Annotated in this window: 20 protein-coding genes; 6 read left to right on the top strand and 14 right to left on the bottom strand. The window is 35.5% G+C overall.

What is annotated here, in order from left to right:
• Positions 1 to 12: 12 nt before the first annotated feature.
• The 3 genes from GJU32_RS05580 to GJU32_RS05570 form a co-directional block, all read right to left on the bottom strand.
• Positions 13 to 816, bottom strand: coding sequence for a nucleotidyl transferase AbiEii/AbiGii toxin family protein (locus GJU32_RS05580; RefSeq protein WP_155590956.1), 804 nt, complete (start codon positions 814 to 816; stop codon positions 13 to 15).
• 573 nt (positions 817 to 1,389) lie between these two features.
• The gene (locus tag GJU32_RS05575; protein WP_155590955.1) at positions 1,390 to 2,178 is read right to left on the bottom strand and encodes a class I SAM-dependent methyltransferase; all 789 of its coding nucleotides are present in this window, start codon (positions 2,176 to 2,178) and stop codon (positions 1,390 to 1,392) included.
• Complete coding sequence (locus tag GJU32_RS05570; protein ID WP_155590954.1) at positions 2,166 to 2,597, bottom strand: BrxA/BrxB family bacilliredoxin; 432 nt, start codon at positions 2,595 to 2,597, stop codon at positions 2,166 to 2,168. The genes GJU32_RS05575 and GJU32_RS05570 overlap by 13 nt, the downstream gene beginning before the upstream one ends.
• Positions 2,598 to 2,910: 313 nt before the next feature.
• Here GJU32_RS05570 and GJU32_RS05565 point away from each other — a divergent pair, with 313 nt between their 5' ends.
• On the top strand, positions 2,911 to 3,243 hold the full coding sequence (locus GJU32_RS05565; RefSeq protein ID WP_155590953.1) for a hypothetical protein: 333 nt from the start codon (positions 2,911 to 2,913) through the stop codon (positions 3,241 to 3,243).
• A 291-nt stretch (positions 3,244 to 3,534) separates the two neighbouring features.
• Here the strand turns inward: GJU32_RS05565 and GJU32_RS05560 are convergent, their stop codons facing one another.
• The 5 genes from GJU32_RS05560 to GJU32_RS23325 all read right to left on the bottom strand — a co-directional run bounded on the left by GJU32_RS05560 (position 3,535) and on the right by GJU32_RS23325 (position 6,395).
• Positions 3,535 to 4,014 carry a GNAT family N-acetyltransferase gene (locus GJU32_RS05560; RefSeq protein WP_155590952.1) on the bottom strand — a complete coding sequence of 160 codons (480 nt, stop codon included), beginning with the start codon at positions 4,012 to 4,014 and terminating at the stop codon, positions 3,535 to 3,537.
• Positions 4,015 to 4,619: 605 nt separating this feature from the next.
• Complete coding sequence (locus GJU32_RS05555; RefSeq protein ID WP_196426609.1) at positions 4,620 to 5,180, bottom strand: DUF4256 domain-containing protein; 561 nt, start codon at positions 5,178 to 5,180, stop codon at positions 4,620 to 4,622.
• Between the two features lie 30 nt (positions 5,181 to 5,210).
• Positions 5,211 to 5,498, bottom strand: a complete 288-nt coding sequence (locus GJU32_RS05550) for an RNA polymerase alpha subunit C-terminal domain-containing protein (RefSeq protein ID WP_155590950.1) — start codon at positions 5,496 to 5,498, stop codon at positions 5,211 to 5,213.
• Positions 5,499 to 5,644: 146 nt separating this feature from the next.
• On the bottom strand, positions 5,645 to 6,073 hold the full coding sequence (locus tag GJU32_RS05545; protein WP_230874948.1) for a hypothetical protein: 429 nt from the start codon (positions 6,071 to 6,073) through the stop codon (positions 5,645 to 5,647).
• A gap of 142 nt (positions 6,074 to 6,215) precedes the next feature.
• Complete coding sequence (locus GJU32_RS23325) at positions 6,216 to 6,395, bottom strand: hypothetical protein (protein WP_230874947.1); 180 nt, start codon at positions 6,393 to 6,395, stop codon at positions 6,216 to 6,218.
• Between the two features lie 177 nt (positions 6,396 to 6,572).
• Between GJU32_RS23325 and GJU32_RS05540 the strand changes: the two genes are divergently transcribed.
• Complete coding sequence (locus GJU32_RS05540; protein ID WP_155590949.1) at positions 6,573 to 6,728, top strand: YjcZ family sporulation protein; 156 nt, start codon at positions 6,573 to 6,575, stop codon at positions 6,726 to 6,728.
• A gap of 382 nt (positions 6,729 to 7,110) precedes the next feature.
• Here the strand turns inward: GJU32_RS05540 and GJU32_RS05535 are convergent, their stop codons facing one another.
• Both GJU32_RS05535 and GJU32_RS05530 read right to left on the bottom strand, forming a co-directional pair.
• A complete protein-coding gene (locus tag GJU32_RS05535) occupies positions 7,111 to 7,992 on the bottom strand; it encodes a gluzincin family metallopeptidase (RefSeq protein ID WP_155590948.1) in 882 nt (293 codons plus the stop codon).
• A 684-nt stretch (positions 7,993 to 8,676) separates the two neighbouring features.
• Positions 8,677 to 9,399 carry a hypothetical protein gene (locus tag GJU32_RS05530; RefSeq protein ID WP_155590947.1) on the bottom strand — a complete coding sequence of 241 codons (723 nt, stop codon included), beginning with the start codon at positions 9,397 to 9,399 and terminating at the stop codon, positions 8,677 to 8,679.
• A gap of 702 nt (positions 9,400 to 10,101) precedes the next feature.
• Here GJU32_RS05530 and GJU32_RS05525 point away from each other — a divergent pair.
• Positions 10,102 to 10,248 carry a hypothetical protein gene (locus GJU32_RS05525; protein ID WP_155590946.1) on the top strand — a complete coding sequence of 49 codons (147 nt, stop codon included), beginning with the start codon at positions 10,102 to 10,104 and terminating at the stop codon, positions 10,246 to 10,248.
• A gap of 89 nt (positions 10,249 to 10,337) precedes the next feature.
• Here GJU32_RS05525 and GJU32_RS05520 read toward each other — a convergent pair whose 3' ends face one another.
• Positions 10,338 to 10,922, bottom strand: coding sequence for a hypothetical protein (locus tag GJU32_RS05520; protein WP_155590945.1), 585 nt, complete (start codon positions 10,920 to 10,922; stop codon positions 10,338 to 10,340).
• Positions 10,923 to 11,706: 784 nt separating this feature from the next.
• Positions 11,707 to 12,189, bottom strand: a complete 483-nt coding sequence (locus GJU32_RS05515; protein ID WP_155590944.1) for an HXXEE domain-containing protein — start codon at positions 12,187 to 12,189, stop codon at positions 11,707 to 11,709.
• 615 nt (positions 12,190 to 12,804) lie between these two features.
• Here GJU32_RS05515 and GJU32_RS05510 point away from each other — a divergent pair.
• Positions 12,805 to 13,092, top strand: a complete 288-nt coding sequence (locus GJU32_RS05510; RefSeq protein WP_155590943.1) for a hypothetical protein — start codon at positions 12,805 to 12,807, stop codon at positions 13,090 to 13,092.
• 67 nt (positions 13,093 to 13,159) lie between these two features.
• Positions 13,160 to 13,630, top strand: a complete 471-nt coding sequence (locus GJU32_RS05505; RefSeq protein WP_155590942.1) for a DinB family protein — start codon at positions 13,160 to 13,162, stop codon at positions 13,628 to 13,630.
• 45 nt (positions 13,631 to 13,675) lie between these two features.
• On the opposite strand, the gene GJU32_RS05500 is transcribed toward GJU32_RS05505, so the two are convergent.
• Entirely contained in the window at positions 13,676 to 14,296 is a 621-nt protein-coding gene (locus GJU32_RS05500) for an HAD family hydrolase (protein ID WP_155590941.1), read from the bottom strand.
• A gap of 11 nt (positions 14,297 to 14,307) precedes the next feature.
• Complete coding sequence (locus GJU32_RS05495) at positions 14,308 to 14,706, bottom strand: pyrimidine dimer DNA glycosylase/endonuclease V (protein ID WP_155590940.1); 399 nt, start codon at positions 14,704 to 14,706, stop codon at positions 14,308 to 14,310.
• 81 nt (positions 14,707 to 14,787) lie between these two features.
• Here GJU32_RS05495 and GJU32_RS05490 point away from each other — a divergent pair, with 81 nt between their 5' ends.
• A complete protein-coding gene (locus GJU32_RS05490) occupies positions 14,788 to 15,249 on the top strand; it encodes a GNAT family N-acetyltransferase (protein WP_155590939.1) in 462 nt (153 codons plus the stop codon).
• Positions 15,250 to 15,511 lie beyond the last annotated feature (262 nt).

Genomic DNA, 15,511 nt, shown 5'->3' with positions numbered 1-15,511 from the left:
GGTTTTCTATTGTTATTGCCAAGCTTGATTGGTGACATTCCATTGTTTGAAGAATTCATTCTCGGCCAAAATGACCTCATAAACTGGGCTAAAAAAGTGTTTGAGTACACCTGATATTTCGAGAGTAGGATTCAATTCAATTGTAAAGTGATGTCGATCAAACAATTCTACGATATACGCCTGCAATATACGTCCGTCTATGTTTTGGGTTTGTAACAGCTTATTCACTTCCGCCATTGCACTCGCTGTCTTCTCTAATGCTGGGTATTGGTACATTTCTATAAATTTTTGTGCAATTATGAATTCCATTGGGTATGTATAAAGCACAGCTGCTTTCATGTCTAGCAAGGTTGGAAATACAATGGTTTTAGGTGTCACTCGAACATTTTCTTTAAAATTAATTCTTACTTCTATGTATGATGTGATCTGGGCCAATGCAACTGGTATTGTTAAGTGTATACCGTCATCGGTTAAAGTACTCTCTATCTCCTCTTCGAACCATTCAATATCATCCTCAGGAACTGCAATCGAACAAATTTCTTTAAATGCCTGTTTCACAATCTCGTTTTGATGAACACTTGGTTTAGCTATCAGTAAGATTTCTTTTGAAGGCTTCACCAATCCTTCTGTTAAGGCAAATAATAACAAATCTCCATCTAAGTTAAATTGATCGTCATATGATGATACAGATAGGCGATAAAGAAGCCTTTCTTGACAATAAAGTGATATTAGCTGATCCATACTTTCTTGCCGTGTTTCAGCCATTTCTGTTAATTGTGTGACTACATTCGTGGATTGTGCGTTGACTATTCCCATAGACATCCCTCACCTTTTTGATTTTTCAGTTTTCTAATTTCAGAATTTAGATTATACCTAATATTCTTATTTTTATTATTACTTATTTAAGTATCTGAGTAAACGGTAATGTATTCCAATATAATTTAGTAAATAAAAAATAGCCTGTCGTAGATGACAACGACAGACTAGAAAAATTAGACAAGGGGCAGCCTCGCTTATTGCGAAACCACCCCTTTAGTATTTATAGGTAACATTTTCGTAAATTGTAAAAGTCTCAACCCAATCATCTGGGGAATATTATCTTGAAACAGAATTAGTTTCATTACCGCGGTAAAATTCCACTGTGAGCTTTCTAACTTAAGCAACGCAAACCCTACCATCTTTTGCGTCCTTGCAGCCCCAAAGCATGCGCCAGTGTGAATAAGTATCTACAAAAACAAAAAGCAGAATGCCAGATTACAGAAATATGCCACCTAAAATAGCACGTGAATTATTATAACATCTTATTTTACAAAAGTAAAGGGTAATAAGATATTCTTGATACCCATTCTGAGCAAATAAAATAAAGACTTATTTCAAAAAACAAGCCCCCTAAACCTCAAGCACACCATAATGAAACTTCGCTGTTTCTCTCGTCAATTGCCGGAAATCGTACTGTGCAAACCATTCCGAACGAAAATGTGCCTTTAACACGACACGCTTTCTCGCTACACGCTTGGCTTCATGCACCCATTCATCTGTTAATGTGACATGTTCCCCCGCTAGCCTTAGTGCCTGAAAATTATTGGCCTCTTCAATGATCTCCTCAAACATCGGGTCCATATAGACCACATCAAACGCATTGTCTGGTAAGGATTTTAAATAGCCCACAGCCTCACATTGAACGACCTCGATCTGTCGCATACATGCTGTTAACGGCAATTCGGACGTATCGTAGCTTTGCATTCCTTGTCTAACTATAAACGCGACATTCGAATTCGCTTCCAGTCCTACAACACGGCCCACTTCACCCACTGTATAAGCTGCTAGCATGGCATCTGCTGCTAGCCCTAATGTACAATCAAGCACAGTATCACCCTGCTGAAGCTGTGCCGCTTCTAAAAATGGCTCTGCCTCACCACGTGCAATACGTTTCAAACGAAATGCCGCAGAGTTAGGATGAAAGAAAAACGGCTCCTGTGCCCCGTATGCATAATAGTCATATCGATCTTTCCCCGCCACGATCACATGAGCCTGCAACTCCTGTGAAATTTTACGAACAGAACGCTTTCTCCTCGGTTCAAACGCGGCGCCTAGTTCTTGACACGCAAAAGCAGCGAGCGCCATCGATACATCGTCTGGTCTGCCCGCTGTCGTCACAATTGTTGTTATTGCTCGCATGTTTGTTCTAACACGCCGGTTAAATGGGAGACAATTTGCTCCACAGGGAATCCCTCAATTTGCTCACGTGGAATAAAGTACGCTAACTGCCCATCCTTTAAAATTGCCATCGATGGTGAGCTAGGTGGCACATCGTCAAAATAACCGCGCATTGCTGCAGTTGCCTCTGGATCCTGCCCCGCAAACACCGTCACTAGATTGTCCGGCTTCACCGCTGCAATCGCCTCACGCGCTGCTGGACGTGCAAGTCCTGCCGCACAACCACACACTGAGTTAATCACCACTAACGAAATTCCTTTCGTTTCAGTCATAAATTCATTCACCGCATCAGCCGTTGTCAGCTCAGTAAATCCAGCCTCCACCAGTTCCTCACGCATTGGTTTCACAACTTGCTTCATATATTCATCATAAGCGTTCATTTATTTACCCCTTTTCGTATGTATTCGCAGAGCCTATTATAGCAAGGTTTCGCATGAAAGTACAAAGACATGCTTTTTGCCTGATTTCATGGGTTTTCGGGGGAAATGTAACATTTTCGTGTATGGGAATGAAGGAGCATTTACACAATCATAGTAAATTTATCATGAAAAATAAAAAAGCCCAGAATCAAATTAATTGAGTAAATGGACATATTTGTCTATAAAATATTATCTAAAACTAAATTATTCCATATTTTGTTCGATAACAACAATGGACTCATAATTTATCTAATAGAAAGGAGAAAATTAAATTATGATCACTTCTAAATTTTCAAATATGCAATATTTAATGTCTCGTCGGTCTTCATCTAAGTATTACGGATTAACTAAACGAACTGGCAATGAGGCGAATGGGACATCTAAGGGGAGTCAAGAAAGACTTAACAGCGTTAATAAAATTATTGAAGAAAGCAAAACCTCTAAACTCTCTACTAAACAGTTGGAAACACTTAAAAACGCCGCCAGGGATGGTTTATTAGGCTCTAGTGCTAATAAATTAGGACCATGGGGAAAACACAATCTCCAAAAATTCTTATCAAACACTAAGCACAATTCAACATTAAACGCTTATCGAAAATCAATCTAATATGATTAGCATACAAACACCCTCCAAAAAGTTAGAGGGTGTTTGTAAATTTTAGCATTGTGAAACTATAAAATTGACACTCTTCATCGTGCTGTGATCAAATTTAACCTTGTTGTGAGTAATATCGCATTGTTGATGGAGGCAATATTTCCCCACTTGGTCTATTTTCACACTCACCAATGCCCCCTTCAAAAGCTATGCTCGTTCATTTCACAATTAAAGATGGTATTTTCGTTTTTATTAAACTGATTTTCTAACTTTCAGCCAAACACGTTTGTTCGTCTTCTACTATTATTTTATTAATTGGCTCATAATAATTTCTTCGCCGATACGTCCTTTTAGCCTCTCATTTGTATCTACAAATCCTACTTTTAGATATAGTTTTTGTGCAGGGATGTTATCTTTGTCTACAACTAAAACAATTTCATCGCATTGAGGGAATTCTGTTTTAACAAACTCAACTAGTAATGACATTCCTTGTTTTGCGTAACCTTTTCCTTGCTCTGAATGATTAATTGATAGTGCAGTTAATAACATAGCATTCAAATTAGTAGTGTATTTCTTTACTCTTTCATTTGAATTTAGGAGAAAGAAGCCAACGGGTGTATGATCACTTAAAATAACAATACGATACTGTCCTTCATTAATTTCCTCAAATTTGCTTGGAAGTGCAGAAAATTGCTTTTGTTCTTCTGTCAGTACAAAAGCGTTTAATTCTTTCGTATATTCACTTGAAAAATGCTTTAATTCAACGCTTTTCAATTTCTCCATAACATAATTCTCCATTCTTTTTTCTATACTTTACCACTTAATACAATTTCGGTCATTCATTTTTTTGAAATTTCAAAAATATAATTCCTACGTAAATAGAACTCAATCATTTGTAATAAATTCTCTTTAGTTACTGCTGTTTACCCGTTTAACATAGTGCACCTTATGTAAGGACATAAACCAATTCTGAGCTGTAGCGTCTGCATACACTATGGCTTTTTTCTTTTTCCAAAGGCAATTAACTATAAAACCCCAGTTAACTCAGCATATAAATAGTAGTGTTAAGCGAAACTAGTTTAACAAGTACCTCCCGAATTGTTACTTAGGGTCACTTCCAGTCGAGTGACCCTTAAATAGTTTCTTTCCTCATATAAAAGAAATGGCGATTGATTCAAAATATATAACAAAAATCAATCTATTTATTCACACTCATTTCATTACTAACGATTCTTCTCGACAGATAAATAAATAGAATAGTTACTATTAAGAAGGAATTGTCAGTCTTTATACAAAAAAGCCGATCTCCACATATGGACATCGGCTTTTTTGTGTTCGTCAACTCATCGAACAAATACCTTTTTAGTACATCAATTTAATCTATTTCTTTAGACTCTTAGTGAGCCACGGAAGCCCCTAGCAGCGTAATAGGATTCAGCTCCATTGTGGTACATAAAGACCATGTCGTAGCGACGATCACAGAAGATGGCACCGCCTCGTTCTCTTATGTTTTCAGGTGTTTGTACCCAGCTTGACGTTTTCAAATCGAAATTCCCAAGTTCCTGTAACTCTCGATATTGTTCTTCCGTTAATAGCTGAATGCCCATATCTGTTGCCATATCCATAGCGGTATTTTCTGGTTTGTGATTTTTTCTTGACTCCCATGCTTCTCGGTCGTAACATACACTTCTGCGACCTTTTGGGCTTTCCGCTGAACAATCATAAAAAATATATTCATCCGTCTTTTGATCATAGCCAACAACATCTGGTTCACCACCAGAAGCTTCCATTTCATGGAGCGACCATAGTTTCTCTAGATTAGCTTCAAGCTTAGCTTGTACATTGGCCCATTCAAGCTCTTCATGACGGTTCTTATTTTTCTCAAATCGAACATGCAAAGTACTAATTAGCTCCTCACGCTGTTCCTGTGTTAATTCCTTATTTGTCATATTTATATCTCCTCCACATTGTGTTAAAACTTATTTAAAGGACAACCCTTCTTCTTCCAAGGAGGATCTCATACTTGGTAAAGTGGCAGGTCCAATACCATGAATTTTTAATATATCTTTTTCAGTATATTGGGATAGTTTTTGTAAAGTGTCTATTCCTTCGTGAACTAATGCATTCCTTGCAGGTGAACTGAGTTTTGAAAGGAAGCCGCTGCTAGGTTTATTTTCCTTATCACAGGTAGGGCAACTTCGACAATCTGTGCTTTTATAATACGTATGTCCTTTTTCACAAATCCTTAAACTTTTTTCTGCTGTCAACATCATCCCTCCAAACAAAAGCTATAGTTCATTTTACCATATCTCCTCCTATAAAATTCTCTAAATAAATAGTTGATAGGATGACCATTTTGGACCATATAGCTATTTGGATTGACCTGTACTTTCATTTCTGGAAGACATTCTTTTTACTTACATTCATAATATTTCATGACTGCTTGGCTTGTTAGAGCGACACTAATCAAAGGAGCCAATAATAGTAAAATCGTTTCGTGCTGATTAAATGTCAATCCATCGCTCATTACCAAGCAAAAACCACTCCCCAACACATTGAAGGCAAATAGTAGCCCCCATAAGACCGCTTTGATTCTTTTATATACTTTATCGCCTCTTAAATACCTCAGATAAAAGAAACAAATGACACCTATACTTATGACGAACAGTAATGATTGAGCAAAAGATGATGTCACCATCATCGGCTCTTCTTGTGGCGTATCCACATATAGAAGGTTGCCAAAATGAATCATGTTAAAAATCAATAGACAAATCACGATATAAATAAAGAATAGCCATTCAGCTATATCAAGTAACCTTTTTATTATTGTTGTCCTTACCATCTTATTCTACTATCCTCACTTCCCTTTATTTACTAAATATCTGCAAAAAAGACAATAATGATCTTTCAGAATAAAAATCACATGGTACATTTCAGCCCACTGAATCGAGTCACATTCTACATAAAGATTAGGTAGTAAACCCTTATCTATTAAGACCATCATAAATTCGATTTGACTTCACCAATTCTTTCAAATATGCAATACATTCAGTCGGTTCACTTACTATTTTTGCTTTAGCTTTTCTCGTTGCATCTATCTCCCGCTTCCTTTTCTTACTTCTTTCGCCATGACAAAGCATCACTAAACAAAACTCTTTTGCCATTAAAAGTGACAAAAAATGTTTTTTTGCATCTATTTCTTTACTTTAATGAAGTTAGATGGATGGCTATTTTTCTCTCTCATGCAATATTACCGAAAATTTTTTCATCACATAGGGTAAATAACATTTCCCTTTTCTACAACCATACATATTATAGGTTGTAGAAAGGGGGGATTTTCAGTGGGATACAATGGAAACGTAGGTAATTACAATACAAACTGCTATTATGGCGGCGACTCTGGTGGTAGCTATAACGGTTCAACATTCGTTTTAATCGTAGTTCTATTCATTTTATTAATTATCGTGGGCGCTTCTTTCATGCAGAAAGATTATTAATATTTCCCATTAGCACCTTCTACACTGCCAAAGTAGTGTAAGATACTTCTATCAGCCGATTAAGGGTCGCTTTACCAGCCTAGTGACCCTTTTACTTTTCGGCTACCGTCAAACTGAAGTGGAGAATAGAGATGAATTCATACTTGTTTAACTACATACTAAGAATGATAAAAGGAGTAATTGGAATTGTATTGATAATGATTGGTCCGATGTTGATCGTCATTCCTGTTGACGATACTGTATTGCTTAAAAATATCTGTTTAAGAATCTTCGGTGTCGTGTGCATTTTGATGGGTGTGAATTTAGTACATAGGCAATTTCATCCGAATCAATACAAAAAGTAAAACCAGGTATCTGGTTTTACTTGATGATCTAGGAAAAACTATTCCTTGGCAAAATATGTTGGATCTAGTTGAATAATTATTGTATTTTTACCATAAAAATAACCCGATTTTAATTTTTCTTCATGGGTAAATCCTTTTTGAATATGAATAAATGCTAACCAGTCCTTCTCTAATTCACGACTATTTTTTCCGTATACTTCCTCCATTTTATTAGCTAGGTCCTTCTCGTTGTATAGTTGTTCAAACTTTTCTAGTCCATAGGTATCAATTAAATATTTTATAAATGAAGCAGCATGCGTATAGCTCATCCACCTAAGGGTGTCCAGCTCTTCTATATTTGTAAGGTCTGGACGAAAATAAGCATCGTCTTGATTAGGATCGATCAACTTGCTAATGGGAATTAATTTGTCTGAATCCATAAAATGCTTCATGTACTTTTCGAGATATAAGTCATTTTTTCCATATTGATCTTCCATATAACTCGCAAAACCCTCTTGTGTAAAATAACCACTACTTGCATCAAAATTGTTGCCATAGCCAAGTAAAGAATGTGTCAGTTCATGGACAAGCGGATATTGATCTTCTTTAACGCCAGTTAACTCGATTTTTGACGCAAGCCCCCAGGAATTTTGATTGCCTTCATTGAGGTATACTTTTATCTTCTCGGATGGAACATATGAAGTATGTATTGTCTGCTGAATGTCATCATAGGCCGTCAGGAGTTCATCTTTTATAGCATCTACTTTGTCTTGCGAAACATTAATTTTATTAATAATCTCGAAGGTTAGTTTTCCATCCTCTGTCACGACCATATTATTATCTTTTTCTTCTTGTATTTGTTCTTTAGGATCAACGGTTTCCTCTGTACAGGCAGTTAATAACAAAATACTTAGAAGAAAGGAGCCTCTCAATTTAAACATGTTTACCTCCAGAAAAACGTATTTTTCTGTTTATACGAGACTTAGAATCCAAAAGTTTCATGTTAAAAAGAAAAATAAGGAAAAATAGTAAAATTAATTATATGAACTCTTTTTCTATGCTATCTTTATTAGATACTAATTAAGGGAGCATCCCATGAACAAAAGTAAATATATTCATTACAACGCTCGTTATGGATGGGATTTAAATGATGATGCACAACGAAGACAAGTGACCATTCTCAGCTATGGTTGTGACTTAGATAATGGCACCATCAAAAAATTGTTCGGAAATACTTGACTTCAAAAAGCTCAGACGTTGCAGAAACAACAGCAGAAATCAGATAGGATACATATGATGCCAATGCGAATCCAACAAAAGGGCCAGATTGTTGAATAACGTTTTTCCAGGGGAGTGTTAGAAAAACTGTATATTCATAGCGATAAGAGATTTACTATACAAGTTTTTATGCAAATTAAAGAACAAGCCTAGCAAGCACAAACATCGTTGCATCAACCATTTGTGCCATCTGTATAAAATGCTGCATAACCAATGTTCGAAAAAAAGCCCAAACGCTGATTTAACAACGTTCGTGGCTTTTTCGTGTATTCCAAAACTTGCATTTGGGAACGTTTATTAGGTTTATTTTGTATGCTTTATAAATCCTTGTTGCACTAAAGTGCCCGTTAGCGGAACATTACCTCTGAAGAAATCTTTTCATCGTTGGTAAAGAAATCCACAATAGGGATTTGGATAGGTGTTCTATATGAACGCAAATGCACTTCTGCTGTTGATGATATTCTTGGTTTTAATGTTACTACGTCCTTTGTAACACTTATTGATGAAACCAAAAAGTAAATATCTTTATACTTTTTAAGTTTAGTAAGTACTTTCTTCATACTAACACCTGTAATTTTATCAGTATATTCAACAAATGAAATAGAAGCCTTGTTCAATGGTCTTATCTGATGGCTAATAACGACTTTATATTTTGCCGTTTCCTTTTCCTTATGAACAATTTCCAATTCGGTTTTATATTTTAGCATCATTTTCTTGACCTTTTTTACTATTTCAAAGTCAAGTCCGTCTCTTTCACAAAGGGCACGTAGGACTTCCGTAGTCAATTCAATTTTAAAAATGAATTTTTCATCTGGGTTTAACCTATTGAATTTATTAACGGAAACACCGATGTTAACGTAAATAAACCAATTATCATTGAGATTTGGTGTAATCTCTACATGACCTTCTTGTAATGAATCAACAAAATTGATGTAAATATGGTCATAATCTCCTGTTTTAAAATCGAATTCACGCAGTTTTCTTGCATATCTGTCTCCAATGTAAGGAATATCAAAGTGATAATCTTCTACCCCATAATACCTTATATCAATTATTGTTTTGTTTTTCATAAGAACTCCTAATAAAATTTTTGCCGTGCTTCAATGCTTTCGTTTCAACTATTCTGCCAGTTAACTCAACGAGGCACCGATCCCTATCCCTATATCGGAGCAGTATCGAGCTATCGTTCTCCGTTAGCGTAACGTGTTTTTTATCTCACTAAGTTCCTTTAACAGATAGTTGGATAATTGTTTATTTTGGGGATCGTCTCTATCCTTGAAATTAGCACCTCCAAAAAAATCATAGTGAATATTCATAATCCGCTTTTTTACTTCTTCTTCCTTTTGAGTGCATTTTATCTCATAAAAATCATTTAATCGTTACAGCTCTGACTGAGGGAAACCAATGAACTCAATACCTACCTCAAAAAGAAAAATGATTTCTAAGGCATTTTCCTTGAACTCATCGTTGTAAGTTGACTCATCATGCGATCTCATCATACACCCCACTTCAACTATCCTGCATCGTTCGTATTATAAGGTCAGCCAGATATTTCTGGTTGACCATTTTTTATATAGTTTTATTATAGCAGTAGCCAGGGTAGAACGTACCTGCTCGTGGGGCATGATCCCGTCAACTAAACCGTTCGCCCCCTACTTGCAGAAACATGATTGAGGCTGGTTGGGACTTAGCTCTCGTATAACAAGCGAAGCTATGACACTGCATGGAGGATTAGGGGTAACTGCAAATATGATTCTAGGAGGAGATTAAGAATGAATCCAGTCGTTGGTCTGGATATTTCAAAAGGAGAAAGCCAGGTTCGGGCATTCTTAGATAAAGGCAAACCGTATCGTAAAAGTTTTAAGGTTACGGGTGGGGATTTCTATCACCCACGACTGGGTGGCTTCGCCGCCACTTAGCCTTGCAGGGTTGTCTGCCTGATAAATGCCTTGGGCAGACGCGGTGTAGATATGATGTTAGGCGATGCTCTCGTCCGTTTCAATTACTCCTACATTGAATCTATCCACATTACAAATTCCCTTATACAGTCTTCTGGATTGATATCCTGGTTAATTTCTATAAACCTTTCATAATACTCTAGTTCATGAATAATTAATGGTAAGACTTTATTGAATTTTCCAATAATCACACCTTCATTGTGTAATCGTTTAACAACATTTTTAATTATTTCATAGAAATCTTCTACTATTCTTTCTCCTAATTCTAAAGTTCGATCAAAATCCTCTTCCTCATCTGTATCCGTATAAAACCATTGTGATTCTCCGACCCATTGATCCCTTAATTGTAGTTCTTCTTTGTTAGTACCCTCGTTGTTCTCTCCAATCACGATTTCTTCATTTTGTAGCCAAAAAGCATAATTCCACTTCGCTTCACATTCATCAGTGGCTTGTGAAATATTAAACGTCAAATTAGAGTTTGTATTGTACCCCAAAGTAAGCCTAGGCTTTCTCATATCGTCTAATTCACAATCAATATAAAACGACAATACATAAATATCTTTGATAATATCATCACACCAACCATCAATCCGTTTCTTAACTTTGTCATAAATTATTTGTTCTAAATTATTCATTTCTGTCCCTCCATAATATTTAAGGTCTTAGAACTTCACTTCATTTTTTATAATGTCCTTCGAGAGTTTCGCCTAACGTTAGTGTATCTACGAACCCGAAAGGCTTAAAGGAGCGTAGCGACTGGGTGGCTTCACCACTTAGCCTTGAAGGGTTGTCTGCTGAATTTTCTTCCCCGAAAATTCTCCGGCAGACCAAGGGGGCTCCTTTATTCCAATTACTTTTCTCAAGTTTAGACATTTTTCTAAAGAATTTCATTTTTCCCCTCCACAATATACCTTGTATCCGTACAGTTCTATTAATGCACTTTAGCCATCCCACTATACTTAAATATAATACCATTATTTTACCAAAAACTATGATTCCTTCTTCAACTAAACTGCTGCGTTAGTTGAAGTATAACCTTCTCAAAGCGTCGTTTGGTACCATCTTTTTACCTAACATTGTATATGTATAAATCTGATGCCACCCTTATGCAACGATTGGGCGCGATTGTTGCATAAAATTTAGATTTGTAAACGACTTGATTGTTATATTTTTTAGTGTAGAGAAGTATCTACATCAAAAATTAAAAAACTATATTATTAACCTCGTCCTTGCTTAGAACGGGGTTATGCTTGTTTGAGGTTTTTAGATTAAATGACTTGATTGTCACGTTACACTAAATGGTTTAGAATTTTCCACACGTGTATTAAGAGCGCTCGATTTTCCATCTAATTATAAGCAGGAACTAAAAGGACGCTATCTATTAAGTTTTGGCACCATTTAAACTAGCTCTTTATTTGATTAAAAATTTATTAAGCTACCTCCGAGAGTAAATAGTAAAGGAATCATTGCTAATAAAAGAATCCCTACAATAACTGTTGAAATAATAATTTCTTTTAGTTTAATAAAATTTTTCTTATGTAATGAATGAAGAATTACAGTATTAATAGGTACATTCAATAATAAAGCTGTAATAAGTCCTGGGGAATATGTTTTCATTACTATTGTGACAATTAGATGCGGAAAAAATGCATTAAAAATCATAGAGCCTAAAAATCCAGTAAATGCCCATTTTATTAATTTTGACTTTGGAAAACTTAAAGTTAAAAATGAAACTAAATAGGCTAGTGCAGTAATAATCAATACTGCAAAATGAAATTCATTTGGTGTTACAGGTTTTTGAAATGATGAATCAATTTGAGACCATTGAGGTAACCATAACGCTTCTTCTAAATTGTGCAATGTGACTGCTAAACAGAAAAATATAACATAAAAGGCTTTCATACAACCCCCCCTTATCAATAATTGTCCATTAAACTTTTCTCTTTAAGCTAAAATATAGAACTTTAATTTTGGATAAAACTACCTATATTATAGTATAAAAATAAAATAAAGAAATGGGAACTACATGTAAGGAATTGGGTGCAGCTATCTTTCAAATACGAGCTGTAATTTAGCTTATTTATTTTTTAAAGACGATGGTCTACAAAACCAAGTTACCCTATCATATAAATAGTATTGTTAAGCGCATTTCGTTTAACATGATACCTCCCGATTTGTTACTAAGGGGCACTTCCAACAAGTGCCCCTTCCATCTTTTTAAAGCAATAAAATGTCTTCAACTGCAAGACATAAAGAATGCCGTAGCACCTATTTCCAATAAGGGACGAATTTAATTAATTTGATTTGGTCCTTGTTACTCTTCAACATATAGGTAATGCAAATATCGGCTATAAATACACTCCCTACTATCGATTCTTATGGAACACCTCGCTTGAGTATTCTCTGTAGAAGCATGTGTAAAACTATATGTTTGTTAATGTCCCATTTTTTAACTATTGAATAACCCATCCCCTTCTATTAGTATAGTTAAGTATTTTTAATGGAAGGGTGTATAACTTGTTGTATTTTATTTTTGAAATTTTAACTGATGCTTTTTCTGTAAGTACTACCACTCTACATACAAGAAAAATCGATCGTAATATTGAACGTTTACAGCAATATGACTGGTTTAAAGACATTTACCACGATGATCAGTATCGCAGATTATTTTTTGCCAACCGTCACGTCAGAAAATTCCTTGAAAGTAATGTTCGTGTGAATCGGATGATAAAGAAAAAGCAAGTACAAGAGAGGTTTATCTATTTTTTAAGTAAGCAATTGAAAAATCATCCTCGAAGTTCATAGAAAATGCTTCCAAACGAACGTATATTCTTATATAATTTTATTACTATTAACGAATGGAGGATGAATGATGAGCGCAATTGATTTGATTATAGTAAATTTCAACGAAGTGCGAAGACGTAGTATCAAGGTGTGGATGTCTATCCCCCAAGAGAAATTGCATTGGAGACCTGATGATGAAGCCATGTCTTGCATTGAAATGATAAGACATGTTCTAGAAAGTGAACATTATTACCACCTGGCAATAAAAAATAAAGGAAGTTTAGCTGCATTTGATTCGCCTTTTGAAAAACAACCCTACTCCACAGTGGAAGCAGAATTATTGTTTGCAGCACCTTTTAGAGAGGAATTTATCAAAACAATTCAATCTTTTTCTGCTGAGGATTTAGCAGAGATACAGATTGACCGCTCAGATGTTGGATACATACGAGAATTGGGAGATATGTTGCTAAGAATTGCGTATCATGAGTCAGTCCATACGGGCCAATTACTGGATTATTTACGCACAGCGCAAGTTGCCATCCCAAATATTTGGGATTAATGTTTTTAGGTGTAGCACTGAGGTGCTACACCTTTTTAACTTCTCTTAAAGGATGTTCAAAATATCCTGTGGCTCACGTAAAACGTAATCTGCCTCCCCAAATCCATTTGTGGTTTTGGCACCCCATAGGGCAAGGGCAAATTTGGCTCCTGCTTGCTTTGCACATTGTAGATCATATTTAGAATCCCCAATATAAATGGCTTCTTCTGGTGCTACTTGTAATAATTCTAGACATTTTAAAAGTGGTTCTGGATGAGGTTTATGTTTCTCTGTATCACTGGCACTCACAACCTGCTTAAAATAATCACTTAACCCAAACGGATCAAACTCATCTACTACCTCTTGTTTTGTTTTAGAAGTCACGATGCCTAGGTGTACTGGTTTTGTTGCTAAGTATTGTATGATTTCTGCTAGATTGGCAAAAACAGAAACTTCCTGTGAAAAATCAAGAACAGCCGCAGACCACTTTTTATGAACAGTCTCTATGTTGCTGACTTCTAGTCTCTGTAATGCATCTAACCCCGGAATGCCTAAAGCAAATCGTAATTCCTCAAACGTATAATCTTTTTGCGTTTCTTCTCGTAACGTTCTTTGTAAAGACTGTAAGATGGCTTGCTCTGTATCCAAAATAGTCCCATCTACATCAAAAATAATCGCTTTCAACATAATGAACCCTCCTATTTAAGCACGCCATTAACGTATGTGCATAATTGTTGATACATTTCTTCTTCATAATCTTTCTGACCACGTATAAATTTCTCCTTTAAATTATAAAAACAAATTTCAAGATATTCCTTATCATGATGATGCTGAAAAGGTTGTATATGCTGAACTTGTCCTAAATCTTCAAAGTATTTATTCATTTTTTCGTATGCTCTAATTTGATAACCACGCTTCTTCATTTCACCGATGACTTTTTCTGTATACCTATACAAATCGTCTTTAGGATATTCGTAAATATAATTAATAAGAATATGTTGGTCTTCTTTGGCAAATATGCTATTTAGTTCTCTCCACTGTGAGAGTAGTTGTCCTTTTGGTAAATAGGCAATTATATCAACATGCCATAGTCTCATTCTCGCTCTCCCCTTTCTATTAATCACCCAATAATGTAATATATTACTTAATACTATTCTAATCAAAGACGGAGGGATAGGATGGAAATTAAAATCGCTACATTAGATGACATTCAACAAATTGAGGTTTTATACCAAGAGCTTTTTTTAGAAATGTCAATTCTACAACCTAAATATATCAGACCTGCTAAACAAGATGTGAACTTTATCCGATATACCATAATTGAAGACGATTCAGATATTTTCATTGCTTGCATCCATAATCAAATCGTGGGCTTCTTACTAGTTCAGGAAACAACCACCCCATCTTATTCCTGTTTGGTTGAACATAAATATGCTTTTATTATTGATGTTATCGTCGGAAAGCACTACCAAAGTCAAGGAATTGGGTCCGCATTATTAGCAGAGGCAAAAAAATGGGCTAACGATCGGAAATTGGATTACTTAGAGTTAAATGTTTTGACTGAAAATAAAGGGGCTAAAACTTTGTATGAAAGACATGGGTTCAAAGATACGAACCAGACTATGCGTTTAGAGTTCTAGGAAAAAGTAGTCCCTGCTAGTGTATCGTATCGTGGATTGCGATGGTTGCAAAAAAAAAATTAAGCTTAGTCCTTGCCTTATGTTTTCAGCCCTAACAAGTAAATAGTTGCTCCATCAAAAAGTCGCCCATTTTAGGATGAGCGACTTTTCTTTATTTATTGAACGAATTGGTTTTTAATGCATGAAAACTACTAATGCTAGGCATGAAATTTAGTTAGCATTTTATTAAATAATTATGCTAAAGTTAAAAAATAATCTAAAA

Source organism: Lysinibacillus cavernae, from assembly GCF_009724685.1.
Lineage (GTDB): Bacteria > Bacillota > Bacilli > Bacillales_A > Planococcaceae > Lysinibacillus > Lysinibacillus cavernae.
Note: the sequence above shows the minus strand (reverse complement) of the source record. Positions and strands in the feature narration are given on the sequence as shown.

What these genes read in the sequence shown, in the direction of transcription:
- GJU32_RS05520 (WP_155590945.1), bottom strand. Translation starts at nt 10,922, where the DNA reads ATGAATAATTTAGAACAAATAATTTATGACAAAGTTAAGAAACGGATT.
- GJU32_RS05580 (WP_155590956.1), bottom strand. Translation starts at nt 816, where the DNA reads ATGGGAATAGTCAACGCACAATCCACGAATGTAGTCACACAATTAACA.
- GJU32_RS05495 (WP_155590940.1), bottom strand. Translation starts at nt 14,706, where the DNA reads ATGAGACTATGGCATGTTGATATAATTGCCTATTTACCAAAAGGACAA.
- GJU32_RS05515 (WP_155590944.1), bottom strand. Translation starts at nt 12,189, where the DNA reads ATGAAAGCCTTTTATGTTATATTTTTCTGTTTAGCAGTCACATTGCAC.
- GJU32_RS05505 (WP_155590942.1), top strand. Translation starts at nt 13,160, where the DNA reads ATGAGCGCAATTGATTTGATTATAGTAAATTTCAACGAAGTGCGAAGA.
- GJU32_RS05565 (WP_155590953.1), top strand. Translation starts at nt 2,911, where the DNA reads ATGATCACTTCTAAATTTTCAAATATGCAATATTTAATGTCTCGTCGG.
- GJU32_RS05500 (WP_155590941.1), bottom strand. Translation starts at nt 14,296, where the DNA reads ATGTTGAAAGCGATTATTTTTGATGTAGATGGGACTATTTTGGATACA.
- GJU32_RS23325 (WP_230874947.1), bottom strand. Translation starts at nt 6,395, where the DNA reads ATGGCAAAAGAGTTTTGTTTAGTGATGCTTTGTCATGGCGAAAGAAGT.
- GJU32_RS05525 (WP_155590946.1), top strand. Translation starts at nt 10,102, where the DNA reads ATGAATCCAGTCGTTGGTCTGGATATTTCAAAAGGAGAAAGCCAGGTT.
- GJU32_RS05575 (WP_155590955.1), bottom strand. Translation starts at nt 2,178, where the DNA reads ATGCGAGCAATAACAACAATTGTGACGACAGCGGGCAGACCAGACGAT.
- GJU32_RS05545 (WP_230874948.1), bottom strand. Translation starts at nt 6,073, where the DNA reads ATGGTAAGGACAACAATAATAAAAAGGTTACTTGATATAGCTGAATGG.
- GJU32_RS05570 (WP_155590954.1), bottom strand. Translation starts at nt 2,597, where the DNA reads ATGAACGCTTATGATGAATATATGAAGCAAGTTGTGAAACCAATGCGT.
- GJU32_RS05555 (WP_196426609.1), bottom strand. Translation starts at nt 5,180, where the DNA reads ATGACAAATAAGGAATTAACACAGGAACAGCGTGAGGAGCTAATTAGT.
- GJU32_RS05530 (WP_155590947.1), bottom strand. Translation starts at nt 9,399, where the DNA reads ATGAAAAACAAAACAATAATTGATATAAGGTATTATGGGGTAGAAGAT.
- GJU32_RS05560 (WP_155590952.1), bottom strand. Translation starts at nt 4,014, where the DNA reads ATGGAGAAATTGAAAAGCGTTGAATTAAAGCATTTTTCAAGTGAATAT.
- GJU32_RS05535 (WP_155590948.1), bottom strand. Translation starts at nt 7,992, where the DNA reads ATGTTTAAATTGAGAGGCTCCTTTCTTCTAAGTATTTTGTTATTAACT.
- GJU32_RS05490 (WP_155590939.1), top strand. Translation starts at nt 14,788, where the DNA reads ATGGAAATTAAAATCGCTACATTAGATGACATTCAACAAATTGAGGTT.